At 40.9% G+C, this 17054-nt stretch carries 14 protein-coding genes and 1 pseudogene; 5 read left to right on the forward strand and 10 right to left on the reverse strand.

What is annotated here, in order from left to right; genetic code table 11:
• Nucleotides 1–221: 221 nt before the first annotated feature.
• Nucleotides 222–2132, reverse strand: coding sequence for a PTS fructose transporter subunit IIABC (locus KOL94_RS14410; RefSeq protein WP_221567095.1), 1911 nt, complete (start codon nucleotides 2130–2132; stop codon nucleotides 222–224).
• 372 nt (nucleotides 2133–2504) lie between these two features.
• Nucleotides 2505–3167: a hypothetical protein gene (locus KOL94_RS14415; protein WP_221567096.1), complete on the reverse strand. Its 663-nt coding sequence runs from the start codon at nucleotides 3165–3167 to the stop codon at nucleotides 2505–2507.
• A 636-nt stretch (nucleotides 3168–3803) separates the two neighbouring features.
• On the opposite strand from KOL94_RS14415, the gene KOL94_RS14420 reads away from it, so the two are divergent.
• Both KOL94_RS14420 and KOL94_RS14425 read left to right on the forward strand, forming a co-directional pair.
• Nucleotides 3804–4169: a DUF2750 domain-containing protein gene (locus KOL94_RS14420; RefSeq protein ID WP_221567097.1), complete on the forward strand. Its 366-nt coding sequence runs from the start codon at nucleotides 3804–3806 to the stop codon at nucleotides 4167–4169.
• A gap of 140 nt (nucleotides 4170–4309) precedes the next feature.
• The gene (locus KOL94_RS14425) at nucleotides 4310–4903 is read left to right on the forward strand and encodes a hypothetical protein (protein ID WP_221567098.1); all 594 of its coding nucleotides are present in this window, start codon (nucleotides 4310–4312) and stop codon (nucleotides 4901–4903) included.
• 461 nt (nucleotides 4904–5364) lie between these two features.
• On the opposite strand, the gene KOL94_RS14430 is transcribed toward KOL94_RS14425, so the two are convergent.
• From KOL94_RS14430 to KOL94_RS14455, 5 genes and pseudogenes are all read right to left on the reverse strand, one after another.
• Nucleotides 5365–5796, reverse strand: coding sequence for an immunity protein YezG family protein (locus KOL94_RS14430; protein ID WP_221567099.1), 432 nt, complete (start codon nucleotides 5794–5796; stop codon nucleotides 5365–5367).
• Between the two features lie 2 nt (nucleotides 5797–5798).
• A pseudogene (locus KOL94_RS25655) lies at nucleotides 5799–7040 on the reverse strand (DNA/RNA non-specific endonuclease).
• A 274-nt stretch (nucleotides 7041–7314) separates the two neighbouring features.
• Nucleotides 7315–8748 (reverse strand): Na+/H+ antiporter NhaC, encoded by a 1434-nt coding sequence (nhaC, locus tag KOL94_RS14445; RefSeq protein ID WP_221567100.1) that lies wholly within the window; start codon nucleotides 8746–8748, stop codon nucleotides 7315–7317.
• Nucleotides 8749–8847: 99 nt separating this feature from the next.
• Nucleotides 8848–9870 carry a proline racemase family protein gene (locus tag KOL94_RS14450; protein ID WP_221567101.1) on the reverse strand — a complete coding sequence of 341 codons (1023 nt, stop codon included), beginning with the start codon at nucleotides 9868–9870 and terminating at the stop codon, nucleotides 8848–8850.
• A complete protein-coding gene (locus KOL94_RS14455; protein ID WP_221567102.1) occupies nucleotides 9867–11048 on the reverse strand; it encodes an NAD(P)/FAD-dependent oxidoreductase in 1182 nt (393 codons plus the stop codon). Before KOL94_RS14455 ends, KOL94_RS14450 begins: the two co-directional genes overlap by 4 nt.
• Before the next feature lie 340 nt (nucleotides 11049–11388).
• Between KOL94_RS14455 and KOL94_RS14460 the strand changes: the two genes are divergently transcribed.
• The 3 genes from KOL94_RS14460 to KOL94_RS14470 are packed head-to-tail and all read left to right on the forward strand — an operon-like array spanning nucleotide 11389 to nucleotide 13213.
• The gene (locus KOL94_RS14460; RefSeq protein ID WP_221567103.1) at nucleotides 11389–11655 is read left to right on the forward strand and encodes a (2Fe-2S)-binding protein; all 267 of its coding nucleotides are present in this window, start codon (nucleotides 11389–11391) and stop codon (nucleotides 11653–11655) included.
• Entirely contained in the window at nucleotides 11656–11991 is a 336-nt protein-coding gene (locus tag KOL94_RS14465) for a (2Fe-2S)-binding protein (RefSeq protein ID WP_221567104.1), read from the forward strand. It abuts the gene before it with no gap.
• Nucleotides 11984–13213, forward strand: a complete 1230-nt coding sequence (locus KOL94_RS14470; RefSeq protein ID WP_221567105.1) for an NAD(P)/FAD-dependent oxidoreductase — start codon at nucleotides 11984–11986, stop codon at nucleotides 13211–13213. The genes KOL94_RS14465 and KOL94_RS14470 overlap by 8 nt, the downstream gene beginning before the upstream one ends.
• Nucleotides 13214–13272: 59 nt before the next feature.
• On the opposite strand, the gene KOL94_RS14475 is transcribed toward KOL94_RS14470, so the two are convergent.
• The 3 genes from KOL94_RS14475 to KOL94_RS14485 form a co-directional block, all read right to left on the reverse strand.
• Entirely contained in the window at nucleotides 13273–14712 is a 1440-nt protein-coding gene (locus KOL94_RS14475; RefSeq protein ID WP_221567106.1) for an aldehyde dehydrogenase family protein, read from the reverse strand.
• 27 nt (nucleotides 14713–14739) lie between these two features.
• Nucleotides 14740–15624, reverse strand: coding sequence for a dihydrodipicolinate synthase family protein (locus tag KOL94_RS14480; protein WP_221567107.1), 885 nt, complete (start codon nucleotides 15622–15624; stop codon nucleotides 14740–14742).
• Between the two features lie 308 nt (nucleotides 15625–15932).
• Nucleotides 15933–16940, reverse strand: coding sequence for a proline racemase family protein (locus KOL94_RS14485; RefSeq protein ID WP_221567108.1), 1008 nt, complete (start codon nucleotides 16938–16940; stop codon nucleotides 15933–15935).
• Nucleotides 16941–17054 lie beyond the last annotated feature (114 nt).

Genomic DNA, 17054 nt, shown 5'->3' on the forward strand with positions numbered 1-17054 from the left:
ATTGATGACAAAAAAGCCGCAAGTAGGATGTTAAACACAATTGTTCAACATCCTACTTGCGACAAGAATCGGTAGGAGAAAGACTATAGTCCGCTTTCCTTTTTCGACATTCTTTCGTGCCAGGCACCATTCGAAACCTCATGCTACACAAGACTCCTGAAATGGTGCCTGGCACCGTAGTGTTTAGAAAAAACTAAAGGAAGCATGAGAACCGTCCCCAATCATTCAATCTCCTCCAGCAGTTGATAGGCTCCTTCTTTCGTACCTACCGTCAACAATCTTTCTCTGAAGCTTTCATCCATCAGCTTTCGGGAAAGGATTTGCAAGATTTTTAAGTGTGCGTCGCCTTCGCTTTGTTTCGGAACAGCGATCATGAAGATCAGCTTCGCGTCGGTACCGTCGAGGCTATTCCAGTCCACTCCGTCCCTCTTAATCCCGAAAGCGACACTTGGTTGCTTCACCTCATCTGATTTTCCATGCGGTATGGCAATGCTATCGCCGATCCCTGTCGTCCCTTCCTGTTCACGAGCTAGGATCGCTTCTTTAAAACCATCCTTTGATGACAGCATGCCTGCTTGATTCAATTTTCCTATCATCTCATCAATGACTTGATCACGAGTCGTCCCTGCCAGATTGATATCGATCAGATCTAGGTTCGTAATGTCTGTCAGCTTGTTGATCTCACTTTTTTCAGACGGTTCCTCAATACTCTCTTCAGTAGGTGTTCCCTCTTGCTCGCCATCACCCTGTACATCTTTTTTCAACAAGTTCACCATAAACGCTGTCACGATCACACCGCCAATGACAGCGACAAAGAACATGAGCACATTATCGACTGCACCTAGTACAGCAACGATTGGACCTCCATGTGCGACACGGTCACCAACATGCCCTAACATTGCAATCACTGACCCTGTCATCGAACCGACCATAATACTAGGAATGACACGCAATGGGTCCTGTGCGGCGAACGGAATCGCGCCTTCTGTAATCCCGAAGAATCCCATCGTGAAGGATGCCTTCCCAGCTTCCCGCTCTGTCACTTGATATTTCTTCTTATTGAGGAACGTCGCAAGTCCCATGCCGATCGGCGGAACACAAATGGCCACCGCAATGGGACCCATGATTCCATAATTTCCTTCCCCGATCATCGCAGCTCCGAAAAGGAACGCTACCTTATTGACTGGACCACCCATATCAAAGGCAATCATCGCACCAAGGATCAGCGCCAATAAGATCGAGCTTGTTCCTTGCATCCCTTCCAACCAAGAGGTCAATCCTTCAAACACTTGCGCAATCGGTGCACCGATCAAGTAAATAAACGCCATACCAACGATAAATGAGGCAATGACCGGAATAATGATAATCGGCATGATGGGTTGAATCGCTTTCGGAACCTTCACTTTCTTGATCCACAACGCGACATAGCCCGCCAAGAAACCAGCTATGATTCCACCGATAAAACCAGCTCCGGCTTCACTTCCGTAAAAGCTTCCGTCCGCAGCAATATAACCACCGACGACACCAGGAGCCAATCCTGGTTTATCGGCAATGCTGTAGGCGATGAATCCAGCTAAAATCGGCACCATGAACGTGAATGCCGCTCCCCCAATCGCTTCGATATTTTTCCAGACCGAACCTTCTGGAATAACGAGTCCTTCAGGCGTTTTCTCTCCACCAATCGTGAGCGCAATCGCAATCAACAACCCGCCAACCACGATGAACGGAACCATGAACGAGACACCGTTCATCAAATGGCGGTATACCGGGTTTTCCTTTTTCGAAGTTGTCGGTAGTGAATCACCGCTTTCCTGAGCTTGATAAACCGGAACATCGCCACTCATCATCTTTTTGATCAGCTGTTCAGGATTACGGATGCCCTCCTGGACCCCGACAACCAATACCTTTTTACCAGCAAAACGATCTTTCGCGACCGTTTTATCCGCAGCGATGATGATTCCATCGGCTTCTCGGATGTCCTTTTCCGTCAGTTCATTTTCAACACCAATTCCGCCCTGGGTTTCAACCTTCATATCGACTCCAAGCTTCTCCGCCGCTTTCTGAAGGTTTTCAGAAGCCATATACGTATGAGCGATCCCATTCGGACATGACGTCACCGCTAGTATTTTCATATGCCTTACCTCCTCCTAATCGTAACCGTTTACATAGACCGTATAACGAAACAGTCGAGAGCAAAGGGCTTTTTGTTACCGTAACCCAGATAATACATAAAAATACCCCAGCTATAAAGGTATAACGGGTTCACTTGTGAGGTGCAAAATGCAAAAACGCAAACCAAATCACAAGCTAAATCACATAGTATTCATTTAATGATTCACAGTATAATTCACATCAAAAAGGCTTAGAGGAAAATCTACTCTAAGCTCATTCTTTATATGACTTATTCAATTAAAGCCTCCGATAATTGAAAACTTGAGATAATTTTGTATATGGTACCTCTAATTACTAATTCCAACCATTAGATTACAGTTTGAATTACTTCATCATTTTTTGTATTCATATTTATCTTTAAGTTCTTCCGTTATTTTCTTAAAATCTGCTACTGAATTCCAAAAATCTCTGTCCATTTCTCCTTCTTCAAGAGCCCAGCGAAATTCACGCCAAAAACTTACCTGTGCGTGTTCAACCCTGTTGTTTAGAGATTCGTCATGACGATATTCCTCTAGTTCTTCAACCACCTGTGTTGCTTGGCGATCAAAAAGTGATTTGAATATCCACATGTTTTTGGTTTCATCCAATGTAAAACCATCATTTTCCGCATTATTAACATAGCTTTCTAGTTTATCGAAAGAATTCTCAAGAGATGTGAGACTTTGGATCAATTCCTGTCTTTCCTCTTCTTTTTCTATCATATAGAAGCCTGGTATTGCCATGATAATTAAAACAACCACGCTGCTGACGATTATTTTATTTTTCTTATTCAAGTGATCACCTCGATTAAGAATTCTGTATTTGCTGATTATCCCCCTATTTAGCTTAAGATAAGCCCCAGTTTTTCGAGCATCTTTTTTAAACTTCTCTTTTAACAGTTTTAGAAATATAACAAAATAGACACTAAAATAAATAATTGCAAAAAGACCGATATCAATGCTGTAATCTAATACACTGCCTTCACCAAAATAAGGATTAACCATTGGAGCTATCATATCGTGAATAATCCAAGATATTTAGGCCACTATTAGATAGCTTATATCTGAATTGAAAAAAGCTGTCCTTCCTGACTTTTTGTTCTTCTGGATTTCAAGCAGTCATCTTCCAGAATCTTGCCCGTTTGTTGAATAACATTAATCAATGTTTGATATCTATATTTTAACATATTTTTCTAGTTTTCTTCGAAATCCCATACAAATTCGCAACACAAATCACACCTAAATTCACATACCATTTCACCCCTTGCGAAATGGTATGTGAATTCATATATCATTTTGGCAACAAAACTTTAGGGAAGTATTGATATAACAATAAAAAGCGCACTGTGAATTTTCGTTGTGAAAAATCCAGTGGGCTTGAATTGATATTTACTTGTTTACACCTCTGAAGTAAAACCCGGTAATTAAGGCATAGGGTATTTTTATAGATTACTTTTTATCTTGTAGGAATTTAGTGTGTTTATATTCATCCTTTACCAGCAGGTTTTTTGAAGGTAACCTGTAAATTTATGTTAAAATAAAAATAAATCTTGAAAATGTTATTCAACGAAAGGGGGCACTTGCTGAATAAGTGGACAGGTTAATAAAATGAGTATGATTTTATATAGATAAGGATTGAGAAGCTTGAATGAAATGGAATTTGAAGCAGTTAGCAAACAATCTGCTAATATAAGATACGAGTATTTTATTAAAAAGGTTGTAGATTATGAGGAAGTCTGGGGATTATATAACGATGGCTGGGCAACATCTCAAGATGAAGAAAGTAAAATGCTTATACCATTCTTTCCAAGAAAAGAATTTGCTGAAAGCTGTATTAGAAAAGAATGGGCAGGATATAAAGCTAAGCTAATAGATTTAGATGAATTTATCAATGAATGGCCTATTGGGATGAAAGAAGGTGGAATAAGACCTTCAATTTTTCCTAATGAAGAAAATACAGTAGTTGTAAACATTGAGGTTCTTATTAAAGATTTAGAGACAGAACTAGAGAACTATTAGGAAAGTGTTACAGCATCCTATCACTATTCAATTAAGGGGGATTTAATAGTTAAGTATTAAATATCAGCTAACTTCGCAGTTTAGTGCTATTTATGGAAATACTATACTTACAATGAAAACTAGTATCTTGGAGGGACTTAATGAAATTTTTTATTGCTTTTATAACAGCTATATTAACAGGAATAATTGCTTTTTTAGGAATTAAAACAATATCTTCTATGTACATAGAATTTATAATCAAACCACCAGGTGGGGGGCTTGAGGGACTGTCTTTGTTTTTATCTCTATTATATATAACACCTATAATTATCATAATTCTACTTTTTGTTTACTACTATAAATTTGAAAGTTGGAATGTAAGAGGATTATTATTTGGTGCTGTTATTGGATTATGGTTAGTTAAGATATTAGAAGTATGGAATTTGCCATATTATATTAATGTGATTCCAACTTTTTCAATGGTCATCGGTTATTTTTTTGTGCGGCGTACCAATGCATGGTTATATATAAATGGGTTTACAATCGGTACAGTGTTCGGGTTTGTTATTGCGTACATTATGGTAATTGTATTACGTTGGGTAAATAACTCTTTGACTTCCTACTTTTATTTTAGTCCTAGCGAGCAATCATTACTTCTAATCACAATTTTACTTACTGCCATTATTGGGAACTTGATTGAAAAGAAGCTGAAAAATATGAAAAATAGTTTATCTGAAATTAAACAACACAATTAAAACGTCGCATAATTAACTTGAACTTTCATGACAGAAGTATTTAAAAGAAGTAGGGAGTTATCATTCCCTCATTAATAGTGTTTTATAACTTTTGATGAAATTGTAGAAAAACCTTGAAGGGCTTCAGCCAATCAAGGTTTTAGATTTCTAATTTAACTATATCAAATAAAAAGTCTTCAGCCAATCGGTTCATATGTTTGGGTTTTCTAAATCGACTCCTGGTCAAAAGAAACTACTTTAGGTTCTTGATTATTATCGAGTTGTTTAAAGTCTAAAAAGAAGAGTTCTCCACTACCGGTATATAAATTATGAGGAGATTTTTGGGTAAATTCATTTCTCTTCGTTTAGTTAGAGTAAACCATATTGAGTCCCATAGTTTTGGTTTATCAATAGTGATTGGCTATATCGGTTTGACTTCAACAAATCCCCGGTGTATTTGGCAAATAAACCGCCCCTACGTATTAGATTTCTTCAAAACCGTTACCATTAATGTATCTCTTTTCCCATTGTTCTTGTTTTTCAACATGATTAAGGTCAGCTACATCTTCATACCCATATTCAATTTTCATTTGACCTGTATTTTCCAAAAGAAATGTTAAATTTGTCCACTGTTCTTGATTCTGAATTTTAAATTCATTCCATAGCTCTTCAAATGCTCCATATAATTCTTGTTTTAATTGTTTGAAATATTGTGGATCAATATTAAAATTATCTAATATATCTAAACTATAGACTGGGCTATCTTCATTAATCGGATAGTAATAAAAGAAGACTTGTGAAAAACCTTCTCTGACTTCTGAATATAATAATATTTTATCCCATTCTTCTGGTATCATTTCATTTAGGGTAGTAGCAGCTACTTGATATAAAGATTCCATTTTATTAGTTTCCATACTTAATTCCCTCCATCATAGTTAGTTAAATTAACTTCAAATCGTTTACCATCCACTTTGTACTGAACCTCAAAACTTGATGGTCTATGGGATAGTTTATTATAAATTGGTTCTATTTTAACTTCTACAGTTTTACCTTTCTCTAATTCTTTTTTCCATGTATTCTCTAATGCTTTATATTCGCTTCGGTTTAGAGTCTAGTTCATAGGAACTAAGTTATCGATATTACCGGATCCTTTAAAAATACTAGCTATTAAATGTCCACCATCATCATTTGGAAGCCGATAATTTCTACCAACTGATTTTTGTGCATACGAATTGCGCTTTGCCTTGCCTAATTCTAATTTAGCTTCTACAGCACTAATACGACCACTATTATCTGTTGTATATTTGTAACCTTCATTAGTTACATACCTTATATTGGGCTTTAAAGTCTTTTTACGATCAACTCTAGTAAATTGTTCACCGAAATTGACTTCTTTCACTTCAGCCTTCGAACTATTTATTTTTTTGTTGGGTTTTATGTTATCTAGTTTTACCGATATGTTGTCTCCGGCAACAGGTTTATCCAATTTAACAACAGGACTCACCACATTATTCTTGGCTGGAGTGACATTTATATGGTTGTCTCCGCTAATAACAGTCTTAGATGTTCTCTGCGCTACACCTGTATCTACTACACTACTTGTTGTTTTCCCAGCCTGGCTGACTGCTGTGTCTGATACTTGGGTTGTGGTTTGCGCGACTTGTGTTGGTGTTCCTTTGATCATTGGGATGGCTTTCGTTGCTCCTACCGCTAAAAACGGAAGAGTTGCAGCGATCACCGTGACGGTTGCAGCTGTTTTAATGTTTGGCATTTTCCCCTGGAAGAGGTTCCCAAGAGAATATTCCGAACCGCCAGCAACACCACCACCGACAGTATATCCAGCTATTCTTGAACTGACCATAGTGGTTGCAGTACGCGCTAGTGGCCCTGCAATCGTTCCTGCTGCGCCCCACACCGCCATGTCTTTAGCCATCGCCATCGGATTAAGTGGTTCACCATGGACAAAATGTCGGTAGAGATGCATTCCACCAGCAATACCAGCCGAAATACCACCGCTGATCAACCCTGTTCGACCGAGAAAACCGCCAAGCATCCGTAACCCAGTTCCTGCTATAGAAGTACCTTTTGCGCCCCAGGCTGCAAACCGTGTTCCCCGTGCTAGTAGTCCTACACCATCTGAGGCCATGCCTAACACCATCCACGCTAGACCACCCAAAAAACTGATGTTGTCAGTCGTAGCTGCATAAAGTCCATAGCTCAATCCGCTTAGAACTGAATTTGATGGTCAAAAATCAAAGCTAACAAACAGAACCACCCAAAAACATCTCTCCTCAAACAAAAAAGGAGTAAAACGCCGAGCGTTTTACATCCGTAAAGTGACATTAATCGTCTGGAGGCTGACTATAGTCCTCTTTTCTTTTTCGACAACTGCGCTCCAAAACAGGAGGAAGCACGAGAACCGTCCCCACCCCTCACAAACTTTCGCTTTTCGGCAGTGAGTCGAGTTCTACTTCTTTGTCAGCTCCATCTGTATACCATACAAACTTACCACTGAAACCATAAACGACAGAAATGATAAGAACTAAGAAATGGTACCAAAGGAACGGCAAGTAAGAAAGGGTTGTAACGCCCAAAACTGTCGCCATATAGACACCGCCATCAGACCAGGGGACCATCGGGGTTGTAATGGTACCTCCTGCTTCCGTATTCCGGGAAAGGACCCGGCGATCGATACGCAAACGATCATAGTTTTCCTCAGTAATTTTACTGGCGGTGATAAGAGAAACGTAAGCCGCACCCCCGAAAAAGTTTCCGAAAAAACCTGCAATCAGCGTCGAAACAGTCGTTTTCCCCGCATTATCAGCCCATCTAAGCAATGTATTGCAAATCACCTGTAAAATGCCTGTCACTTCCATCAATCCACCCAATCCAAGTGCGAGGATGATTAAAAGAATAACTTCCAACATCGATACGATACCGCCTCGATTCAAAAGGTTATCCATAAAGTCCACACCGGACTCAATATGGAATCCAGAGTACGATGTCTTGAGCCCCTCAAGAATAGTCATATCCTGGAAGAGGGCAGCCCAAATCGCTCCAAGCAAAGCACCAAATGTGATTGTAGGTATAGAGGGTTTCTTAAAAGCAAGCAGCCCGATAACGATTATTGCTGGAATCAACATGTACCATTCAATACTGAAATACCCTTCAAGTGCATTCATCGCTTGTTCAGCTCTTGTCAAATCAACGTTTTGGCCAACATAAAAGAATCCTACCAGCAAAAACAAGATTGAAGAAAGCACCAACGCCGGCACACTGACATATAGCATCGACCGAATGTGGTCGAACAAATTAACTCTAGTCAAGGAAGCCGTCATGACTGTCGTATCTGATAAAGGAGACAGTTTATCACCGACATATGCCCCACATATCACCGCTCCGGCAACCAGTGGTGCTGGAATTCCGAAACTATGTCCAATCCCCATCATCGCTATTCCTGCGGTACCCGCCGTACCAAAGGAAGTACCGGTTGCTAAAGATGTTACTGCACATATAAAAACAGTTGCAAACAAGAATATCGATGGATTAATAATGCTTAATCCATAATAAATGATACTTGGGACAATACCTCCAGCAATCCATGTACCGATTAAGGCTCCGACAGTAGTAAGGATGATTATTGCTTCTAATCCATTACTGATCCCGTTCAGCATTCCTTTCTGGATAGAACCATATTGATGCCCCAACCGTAAGCCCAATACCATGATCAAGAACCAAGATGTCAATAATGCAAGTTGGATCGGTAGTTCAAACACAGAAATGAACAGGTAGATAATAAGCACAAAACCTACTAATATAAACAATACCTCACCCATATTTGGCAATCTTGTCTTGTTATTTTCCATAATATCCCCTTTCAATGATTGATACCGCTTACAATAACTTTTACCAGCTTAGATGCCGTTTAACCGAAAATTCCCTCCCCCCCTCTGCATGTTGATTTATTAATGATCCTCCATAGGAGGAATTAATAGAAATCCTTCATTAAGCTCATCTTCTACGTTCGAAAAAAAGGTATGTTTCCCCATGATCCATGCCCTCCCGGAGATTTCCGTCAATACAGCAGGTAGGCTTCCGACTTTTGTCTTTTCGAGAATTCTTCCCCGGAAAAGGGTTCCGACTATACTTTCATGAATGAAGGGTTCACCGATTTCAATTTTTTGTTGTTCATATAATGTCGCCAGCTTCGCAGATGTTCCGGTTCCACATGGGGAACGATCAATTCCACCAGGCGGTACGATGACTGTGTTCTTAACGGTTGCTGCAGGATTGGAAGGTTCGGAAAAAAATTCGATGTGAGTCAATCCTCTTATGAAGCTTGACTCAGGATGAACAACCTCAGTCGTATGATTGATCGCATCCCGCAGTTTAACTGCGATATCAATGATGTTACTAGCATTGGAAGGAACTAATGATAACCCTATTTTCTCGGCATCTGTGATTGCATAGAAGTTCCCCCCATAAGCGATGTCACAATTCATTTCACCTATCGTCGGAACATCAACAGTAATGTTCTTGAGCAAAAAGGAAGGTACATTACAAAACGTCACTTCTTCTGCATGACCATCCTTCACTTGAACGGTTACTTTAACCAGACCTGCAGGAGTGTCCAAAGTAAGTTCGGTTTTTGGTTCTTTCACTTCGATCATTCCCGTTTCAACCAGAGCCGTACAAAAACCAATGGTGTCGTGGCCGCACATGGGCAGATAGCCCCCGGTTTCGATATAGATGACACCAATATCAGCATCTGGGTGGCAGGGTTCAACCATCAATGCCCCAGACATCACCTCATGGCCACGGGGCTCGTACATCAGCAATTTCCGTATCCAATCGTAATCACGTTTCATATGAAGCATTTTATCAGCCATAGTCAGGCCTTCTAACTTTGGCAATCCACTGATGACAGTCCGTGTAGGATTACCGCCCGTGTGGGTATCGATCGTAGTAAACAGTCTATCAGCCTTCATTTTTTTGCCACCTTCTTTTTAAATCGGTTATAGCTCAACGGTTCAACGGGGATGGTCGTCTTTTCTCCCATGACAAGTTGTGTAATGACTTTTCCTGTAATGGCAGCTAAACTGATCCCATCTCCTTCATGACCCGCAGCAATATAAAAGCCTGGAACTTCTTCAACAGGAGAGACGATCGGTAAATGATCCTCTGTCCAGGGCCGAAGCCCAGCATAAGTTCGTATCACCATCATGTCAGACATTTTCGGATAGAATCGGATTGCCCTTTTAGCAACACATCGAGCAACTTCAAAATCAACTGTCGTATCATATCCAACGAACTCGCGACTGCTTCCGATCAGAAAGTTTTGACTTTCTGTCGGCTCGAAAACGAGTGCAGCTCCATATTTTTCAATGTCTTCTTCCACACGACGCTCTCCCCCGAATTTAGAGATCAGATAGCCGAACTCCATCACTTTCCGCATCCCGACAGGAGAGCTGCGGGAAGCTACAATGATATGCCCTTTTCTCGGGACAATGGGAATAGGGACATCAAGCATTCGGCCGATATGGTTTGCCCAAACCCCCGCTGCATTGATCACTTTATTTGCTGTAACTGTTCCTGTTGTTGTTCCAATATTAAAAGTGCCATCATTCTTTCTTTTAATCGTTTTGACTTCGGTATTCGGAAAAAGCTTCGCCCCCTTTTTCTTGGCATCATGAAAGAGAGAAAAAGCAAACATGTAAGGGTTGACAGTTGCGTCTGTCTCACATTCAAGCCCACCTGGGAGATCATCAGCGAAATATGCGGATTCCTGGCGTATATCTTGACGATCAAGCATTCGAAAAGACAAGCCTGCCTCCCTTTGACGGTTGACCCACTTGCTTGCAGCTTCCATCTCATCTTCCGTTTCACAAACTAAAATGCTTCCTGGAGATCTGTACTCAAACGGCAGCTCAAGCTTTTGACTGAGTTCCTTAACCAACTTCTGGCTTTCTAAAGACATTTTGCTGTCGAAGCCCGGATCCTTATCAATCGCTAAAATATTCCCATCGCATTTTGAGGAGGTCCCACTCACCAGCTCTCCTTTTTCGAGAACCATCACTTCCATCTCTGATTGAGTCAGATAGTAAGTAATGGCTGCACCAATAATGCCCCCACCTATAACAGCTACTTCTGTTGTAACGTTTCGCATATATTATCGATCCTTTTTCTGATAGTCAGTTAATTAGAATGCAATTTTTATGCCAAGTTTAAAATAAAGCCACGTCAGCTTTCGATAGAAAAACATGTAAAGAAAACTTGGCAAAGCCAAGCCTTTAGCGCAGGCTGAGCCTTAGTTGAGCTTATATTGAAGAAAGTGTTTTATACTTTCTTTAAATGTAAAAATAATTGGTAACTGTCAAAATAATTTGACACAAATTTCGAGATCAAGCTATGAAAATAGCAATCACCCTTATACTGGGTTGCGGATAAAGGAATTCACTTTTTGGCTTGATTCTTGCATGAATATAAAGTGATAAGGAGGGACTAACATGAGAGAAAATCAAACGTTAGTATGTCGTTGCGAAGAAGTCACCCTTGAAGAATTACTTAGAACGATCAATACGTTTCAGTGTTCTGCACGCGAATTGAAACTACGTACTCGTGCAGGAATGGGCGTTTGTGGAGGAAGGACTTGCAGATCCAGTCTTGACCTTTTGATAAGCCAAAGAGAAGGGGAAAATTCTTCAGATTCCATACCTTTAAAATATCAGCCGCCCATTCGGCCAATTACATTCAAGAATCTGGGTGATATATAAATGGATAAAAGAATTGTAAACCATCCGATCCTGGACACTTTGGCTGATAATAAGGAGATTTCATTTTCATTCAATGGTGAAAATCATAAGGCTATCGAGGGGGATACGATCGCCTCCGCACTACTGGCTAAGGGCATCCGCACACTTCGACACCATGAGGAAAGCGGTAATCCTAGAGGAATCTACTGCAATATCGGACATTGTTTCGAATGCCGTGTCAAAGTCAGGAACTCTGAAACAGTCCGTGCCTGCCTTACTCCAGTAGAAGATGGAATGATGGTTGAAAGCCTCACCCAGTATCCAACTCCTTTAAAAGGAGGTTCATGGCATGATTGACGTTATTATCATCGGTGGAGGACCTGCAGGATTGACAGCGGCAAATACGTGTGCTCGTAATCGATTGCAAGTTTTGGTGCTTGATGAATTCATGAAACCAGGTGGAAGGCTGTTGGGCCAGCTCCATGAAGAACCAGATGGAGAATGGTGGAATGGTATGAAGGAAGCTTCGGTTTTGGCTTCCAATGCGCATAACCTGGGTGTAGACGTACAAACTGGTGTATCGGTCCATAACTTACAATACAATAAAGGGTATTGGGACGTATTCACAAACAAAGGCAAGTTCCGTTCAGCTAATATACTCTTGGCTACAGGGGCAGCCGAAACACCTTTACCCCTCCCTGGCTGGACACTTCCTGGTGTGATGTCGATCGGTGCAGCCCAGGTGATGACAAATGTCCATCGCGTAAAGGTTGGTGAAAAGGGGATTATTGTGGGCATGAATATACTCTCATTTGCAATCATGAGGGAACTGCAGTTGGCAGGCATCCAAGTCGATAGAGTCCTGCTTCCTCCTTATAATGCGTTATCAGCAGATTCCTCCAACCCGATTAAAATAATAGGTGATTTGTCAGAAGCAGCCCATTTAGCTCCTGGTTTCATCATGAAATGGGGAGCCAAGTTGATGCATATGAAAGCTTTAAGAAAAATCGGATTGAACTTTTATCCTTCCAGCGGCTTGAAAATATGGGGTGTTCCGATCCAATTGAAACAGGCTGCCGTTGAAATTGTTGGTGACAAAAAAGTGGAAGGTGTAAAGGTAGTAAAGTTGACCGTGAATGGAGACCCTGTACCAGGTACTGAACGAATTGTGGAGGCTGATTTCGTGTGTATTGCAGGTGGACTATATCCACTTGTGGAGTTAGCAGCGATTTCAGGATGTCCATTCCATTACATTCCGGAGTTGGGTGGTCATATTCCTTTGCACAACGAAAGAATGGAGACTCCTGTTGAAGGCCTTTATGTTGCAGGTAATATCACGGGAATTGAAAGTGCCAAGATTGCACTCGCACAGGGAGTCGTAGCAGGTTTATCAATCTCTCAAAAAGTCACGGGGAAGATTAAACTCGAAGAATTGACAAATGCAATTGATCATGTCCAATATGTAAGGGAGAAATCGATTATCCAATTCCATCCGGATATCCAAAAGGGAAGAAAAAAAATAGAAAGACTTTGGAATCATTACTACCAGGAAAAAATACAAAATACAATTTCCGTATGAAGTCAAAAGGGGCTGGCCCAAAAAGAAATAATAGGCCAGCCCTTATTTATGGGAAAGTACTAAAATGTATGTTTAATCGCACATGTTTTTAAAGTGGTGTAGAAATCAAGGGCAGCCTGTCCCTGTTCGCGAGTATGGGAACTTGACATTTTCATCCCTCCGAACGGTGCTTGATATTCAACTCCTGCTGTTTCTTGATTCACTCTTACCATTCCGGCATCAGCCTCATCGAGGAAACGGTGAGCCTTAGACAAATCCTGAGTGAAAATCGATGCGCTTAAACCATACACGGTTTGATTAGCCAATGATATCGCCTCTTCAAAATCATCAGCGGTAAGGATCACCGCAAGAGGACCAAAGACCTCTTCTTGAACGAGTTTGTGATCAGGGCTGATTCCTGCCACAACCATCGGATTAACAAAATATCCATTGTCATTCCCTTGCTCGATTTCTTTTTCAATAACCAATTCTGCTTCCTTTTTTGCAACAGAAACATATTCAGATACACTGTCAAATTGACTTTTTGATGCAACAGGACCCATATATGCATTTTTATCCAGGGCATGATTAACTTTGATGGTTTCCATTTCTAATTTTAAAGCTTCGACAAATGGTTCATAGGCTTCTTTTTCAACAATGATCCTGCTTGTCGCTGTGCATTTCTGCCCCGCCGAACGGAACGCACCGCTTACCACCATGGATGCTGCTTTCTGAAAGTCTGCATCTCTTAACACGATGGCTGCATTTTTTCCACCCATCTCGGTTTGATATTTGATATTACGAGCTGCGCATATCGAAGCCACTCTTTGACCCGTGGAGGTGGATCCTGTGAAACTGATAGCATTTATTTCCGTTTTTTCCAACAGTGCATTTCCTACATCTCTGCCTCTACCGATCACGATATTCACTACGCCATTAGGTAAATTCGTTTCAGCAAAAAGCTCCCCTAAACGGACGGCAGTAAGAGAAGCAGGCTCAGCCGGCTTCCAGAGTATCGTGTTACCACTAATCAATGCTGGAGCCATTTTCCAGATCGGAATAGCGACAGGAAAATTCCATGGTGTAATGAGCCCAACCACTCCTAATGGAACACGTTTAGTATATTGCAAGACATTCACATCCGATGAGGGGACGAGATTACCCTGGGACCGGACACCCTCACTTGCATAATAGCGAAGCAATTGAACGCCTCTGAGAACTTCTCCTTTCATTTCCGTAATGGGTTTTCCCATTTCTGAACTTGCCAATTCAGCAATATCCGTCATGTTTTTTTCCAGCACTGCTGCCATTTCATAAAGTACGTCCCCCCTCTTCGCCCCAGGCAATGAGGACCATTTCCGATAAGCTTCTTTAGCAGCAGCCTCAGCTTCTATAATATCCGTTTCATTAGAAAAGTGAATGGTACCGACTTTTTCGGAAAGATTTGAAGGATTCATGACATCACGTTGTTGACCTCCAGGTTTGACCCATTCTCCTCCGATCCAGTTTGTTGTTTCCATTTGATATACATCCTCCCTCAAAAAAGATTATTGATTTTGTAAGGTGCTTCGGGCCTTATCAAAGCAATGTTTGATGTCCTGGTACGTTTTATCATCCAGCTTCAACCGGGGCGGTCTTGTCGGACCTACTGGCTGACCATTAAGCTCCATCATATATTTGATGGCTTGTACCAACTGAGGAATTGCATCGTAATGGAATAATGGCAAAAGGCTCCTGTACAATGGCAACGCCTTCTCGACATTCCCCTCCCTTGCGAGTTGAAACAACTCAAGACACTCTTCAGGAAGCGCATTAGGGACACCGGCAATCCAACCTGTAGCCCCCATTAAAGGTCCTTCCAGGGAAAGATCATCAACGCCGATAAGAACCTCCAGACTGGTCTTTTCTAAAATATCGTGAACTCTCCGGACATCCCCAGAAAATTCTTTAACGGCGACCACATTTTCGATTTTCTCTAACTCTGCTAAAAATTCTGGTGTCAGATCAGTCGGATAATCTCTAGGATTGTTATAAGCAATAACTGGTAAACCAACATTTGAAATCTGGCGATAGTGTTCTGTAATTTCATGTTCCAGTGGCTTGTAATTGATTGGTGGAAGCGCCATGATCCCCGATGCTCCAAGGCCTTTCGCATGTTCACACCATTTTACCACTTGATTGGTTGCCGGAGCACCAGAGCCTACGGAAACAGGTACACGACCTTTTGCCGCATCGATGACAGTTTCTACAACCTTAGCCCTTTCGTTATCGGATAGGACGGCGTATTCTCCAAGTGAACCACAAGGAATCAAACCGTGCATCCCCTTTTCAATCAACCACTCCGAAATATCATAGAGTCTTCTGTAATCAACTTCATAGTCCTCCGTCATCGGTGTTACCAGTGCAACATGGATCCCTTCAAAATGTTTCATATAAATACTCCCTTCTGATAGATTGCAAGTTCGAACAGTATTGCCCCCGTTCACCTTAAAATATTGCAAGATTCATGCCATCTGAAGAAAACCTTGTAAAGTCAAGCCTTTGGTGAAACCTAAACCCAAGTTATACGAATCTTAAGGGAACTTCTTAATACACAAAAATGGTTATATGATCAAAAACGTGATAATAATGTATAAACATTTATACAATGTAAAACTATTTATACGTTTCTTAAAATAAAAGAAGATTACATGACACCCACGTAAGCTTTAAGCTTTTCTTTTTAAAAAATTGTTTTTGTTCATCCTAATAGGAAACCTTCCGAAAGAGGATCAGAAGGATCGATAAAAAATTGATGACTTCCGGTAATAAATGCTGTTCCACTGATTTTAGGAATAATAGCATCAAAGGGTCCAATTTTGGTAGATTCAATAATTTCACCTTTCAGTTGACTTGTAATGATACTCTCGTGAACAAACGGTTGTTTCTCTGCTAATTCACCCTTTTGATATAAAGCGGCCATCCTAGCTGCTGTTCCGGTCCCACATGGCGATCGATCGATTTGCTGGTCGGCAAACACGGTAACATTTCGTAAATGCGATTCCTCTTTCTTAGGCTGATCCGAGAAAATAACACCATAGATCCCTTGAAGCTTGTCTTCCAAAGGATGCTTCACATCAATGGTCTTTTCAATTTCTTCTTTTATTAATTTTCCCCATTTCTGAATTTTGGAAAGCTGTTGGATTTCTACTTGCAAATCGAGATCTTTGGCCTGGACAATCGCATAAAATGCTCCACCAAAAGCGATATCCACCTTAATGGTTTTATGATCTAATGAGATTTCAAAATCTTCCTTATAGACAAAGGATGGAACATTGATGAAGGATACTGATGAGACTTTATGATTGCCATATATAGCTTCCGCAGTGATTTTACCAGCGGGACTATCAATGGTGTATACAGAAGATCCTTCCCCTTTGGTTTCAAGGAACCCCATTTCAATTCCAGCGGTGACAACGCCAATGATTCCATGTCCACACATCGTGCTTAGTCCTTCATTATGCATGAATAAGACTCCAAAATCCGATTCTTTATTTTCCGGGGGAGTCACGATACAGCCATACATCCCATGATGGCCTCTCGGCTCATGCATCAAGATCGTCCTAATCGTGTCCAAATGATCTGTAAAATAAGCTCTTTTTTCCAAAATCGAATCCCCTTTTATCATTGGCAATCCGCCTGTAATGATCCTTAATGGTTCACCGGCAGTATGCGTATCAACCGTCGTCAACATTCGCTTGAATTCCATTTTCAACACTCCTTATAGAATCTTTTTTCTTTCTTTAAATAATCATGCAAGAATTGTTCCACTCTTATTAAAAGAGGACAAAAGTGACTAAAATTGACAAAATCTTTTGTTTTT

This window comes from Alkalihalobacillus sp. TS-13, assembly GCF_019720915.1.
In the GTDB taxonomy this organism is placed as follows: Bacteria; Bacillota; Bacilli; order Bacillales; family Fictibacillaceae; genus Pseudalkalibacillus.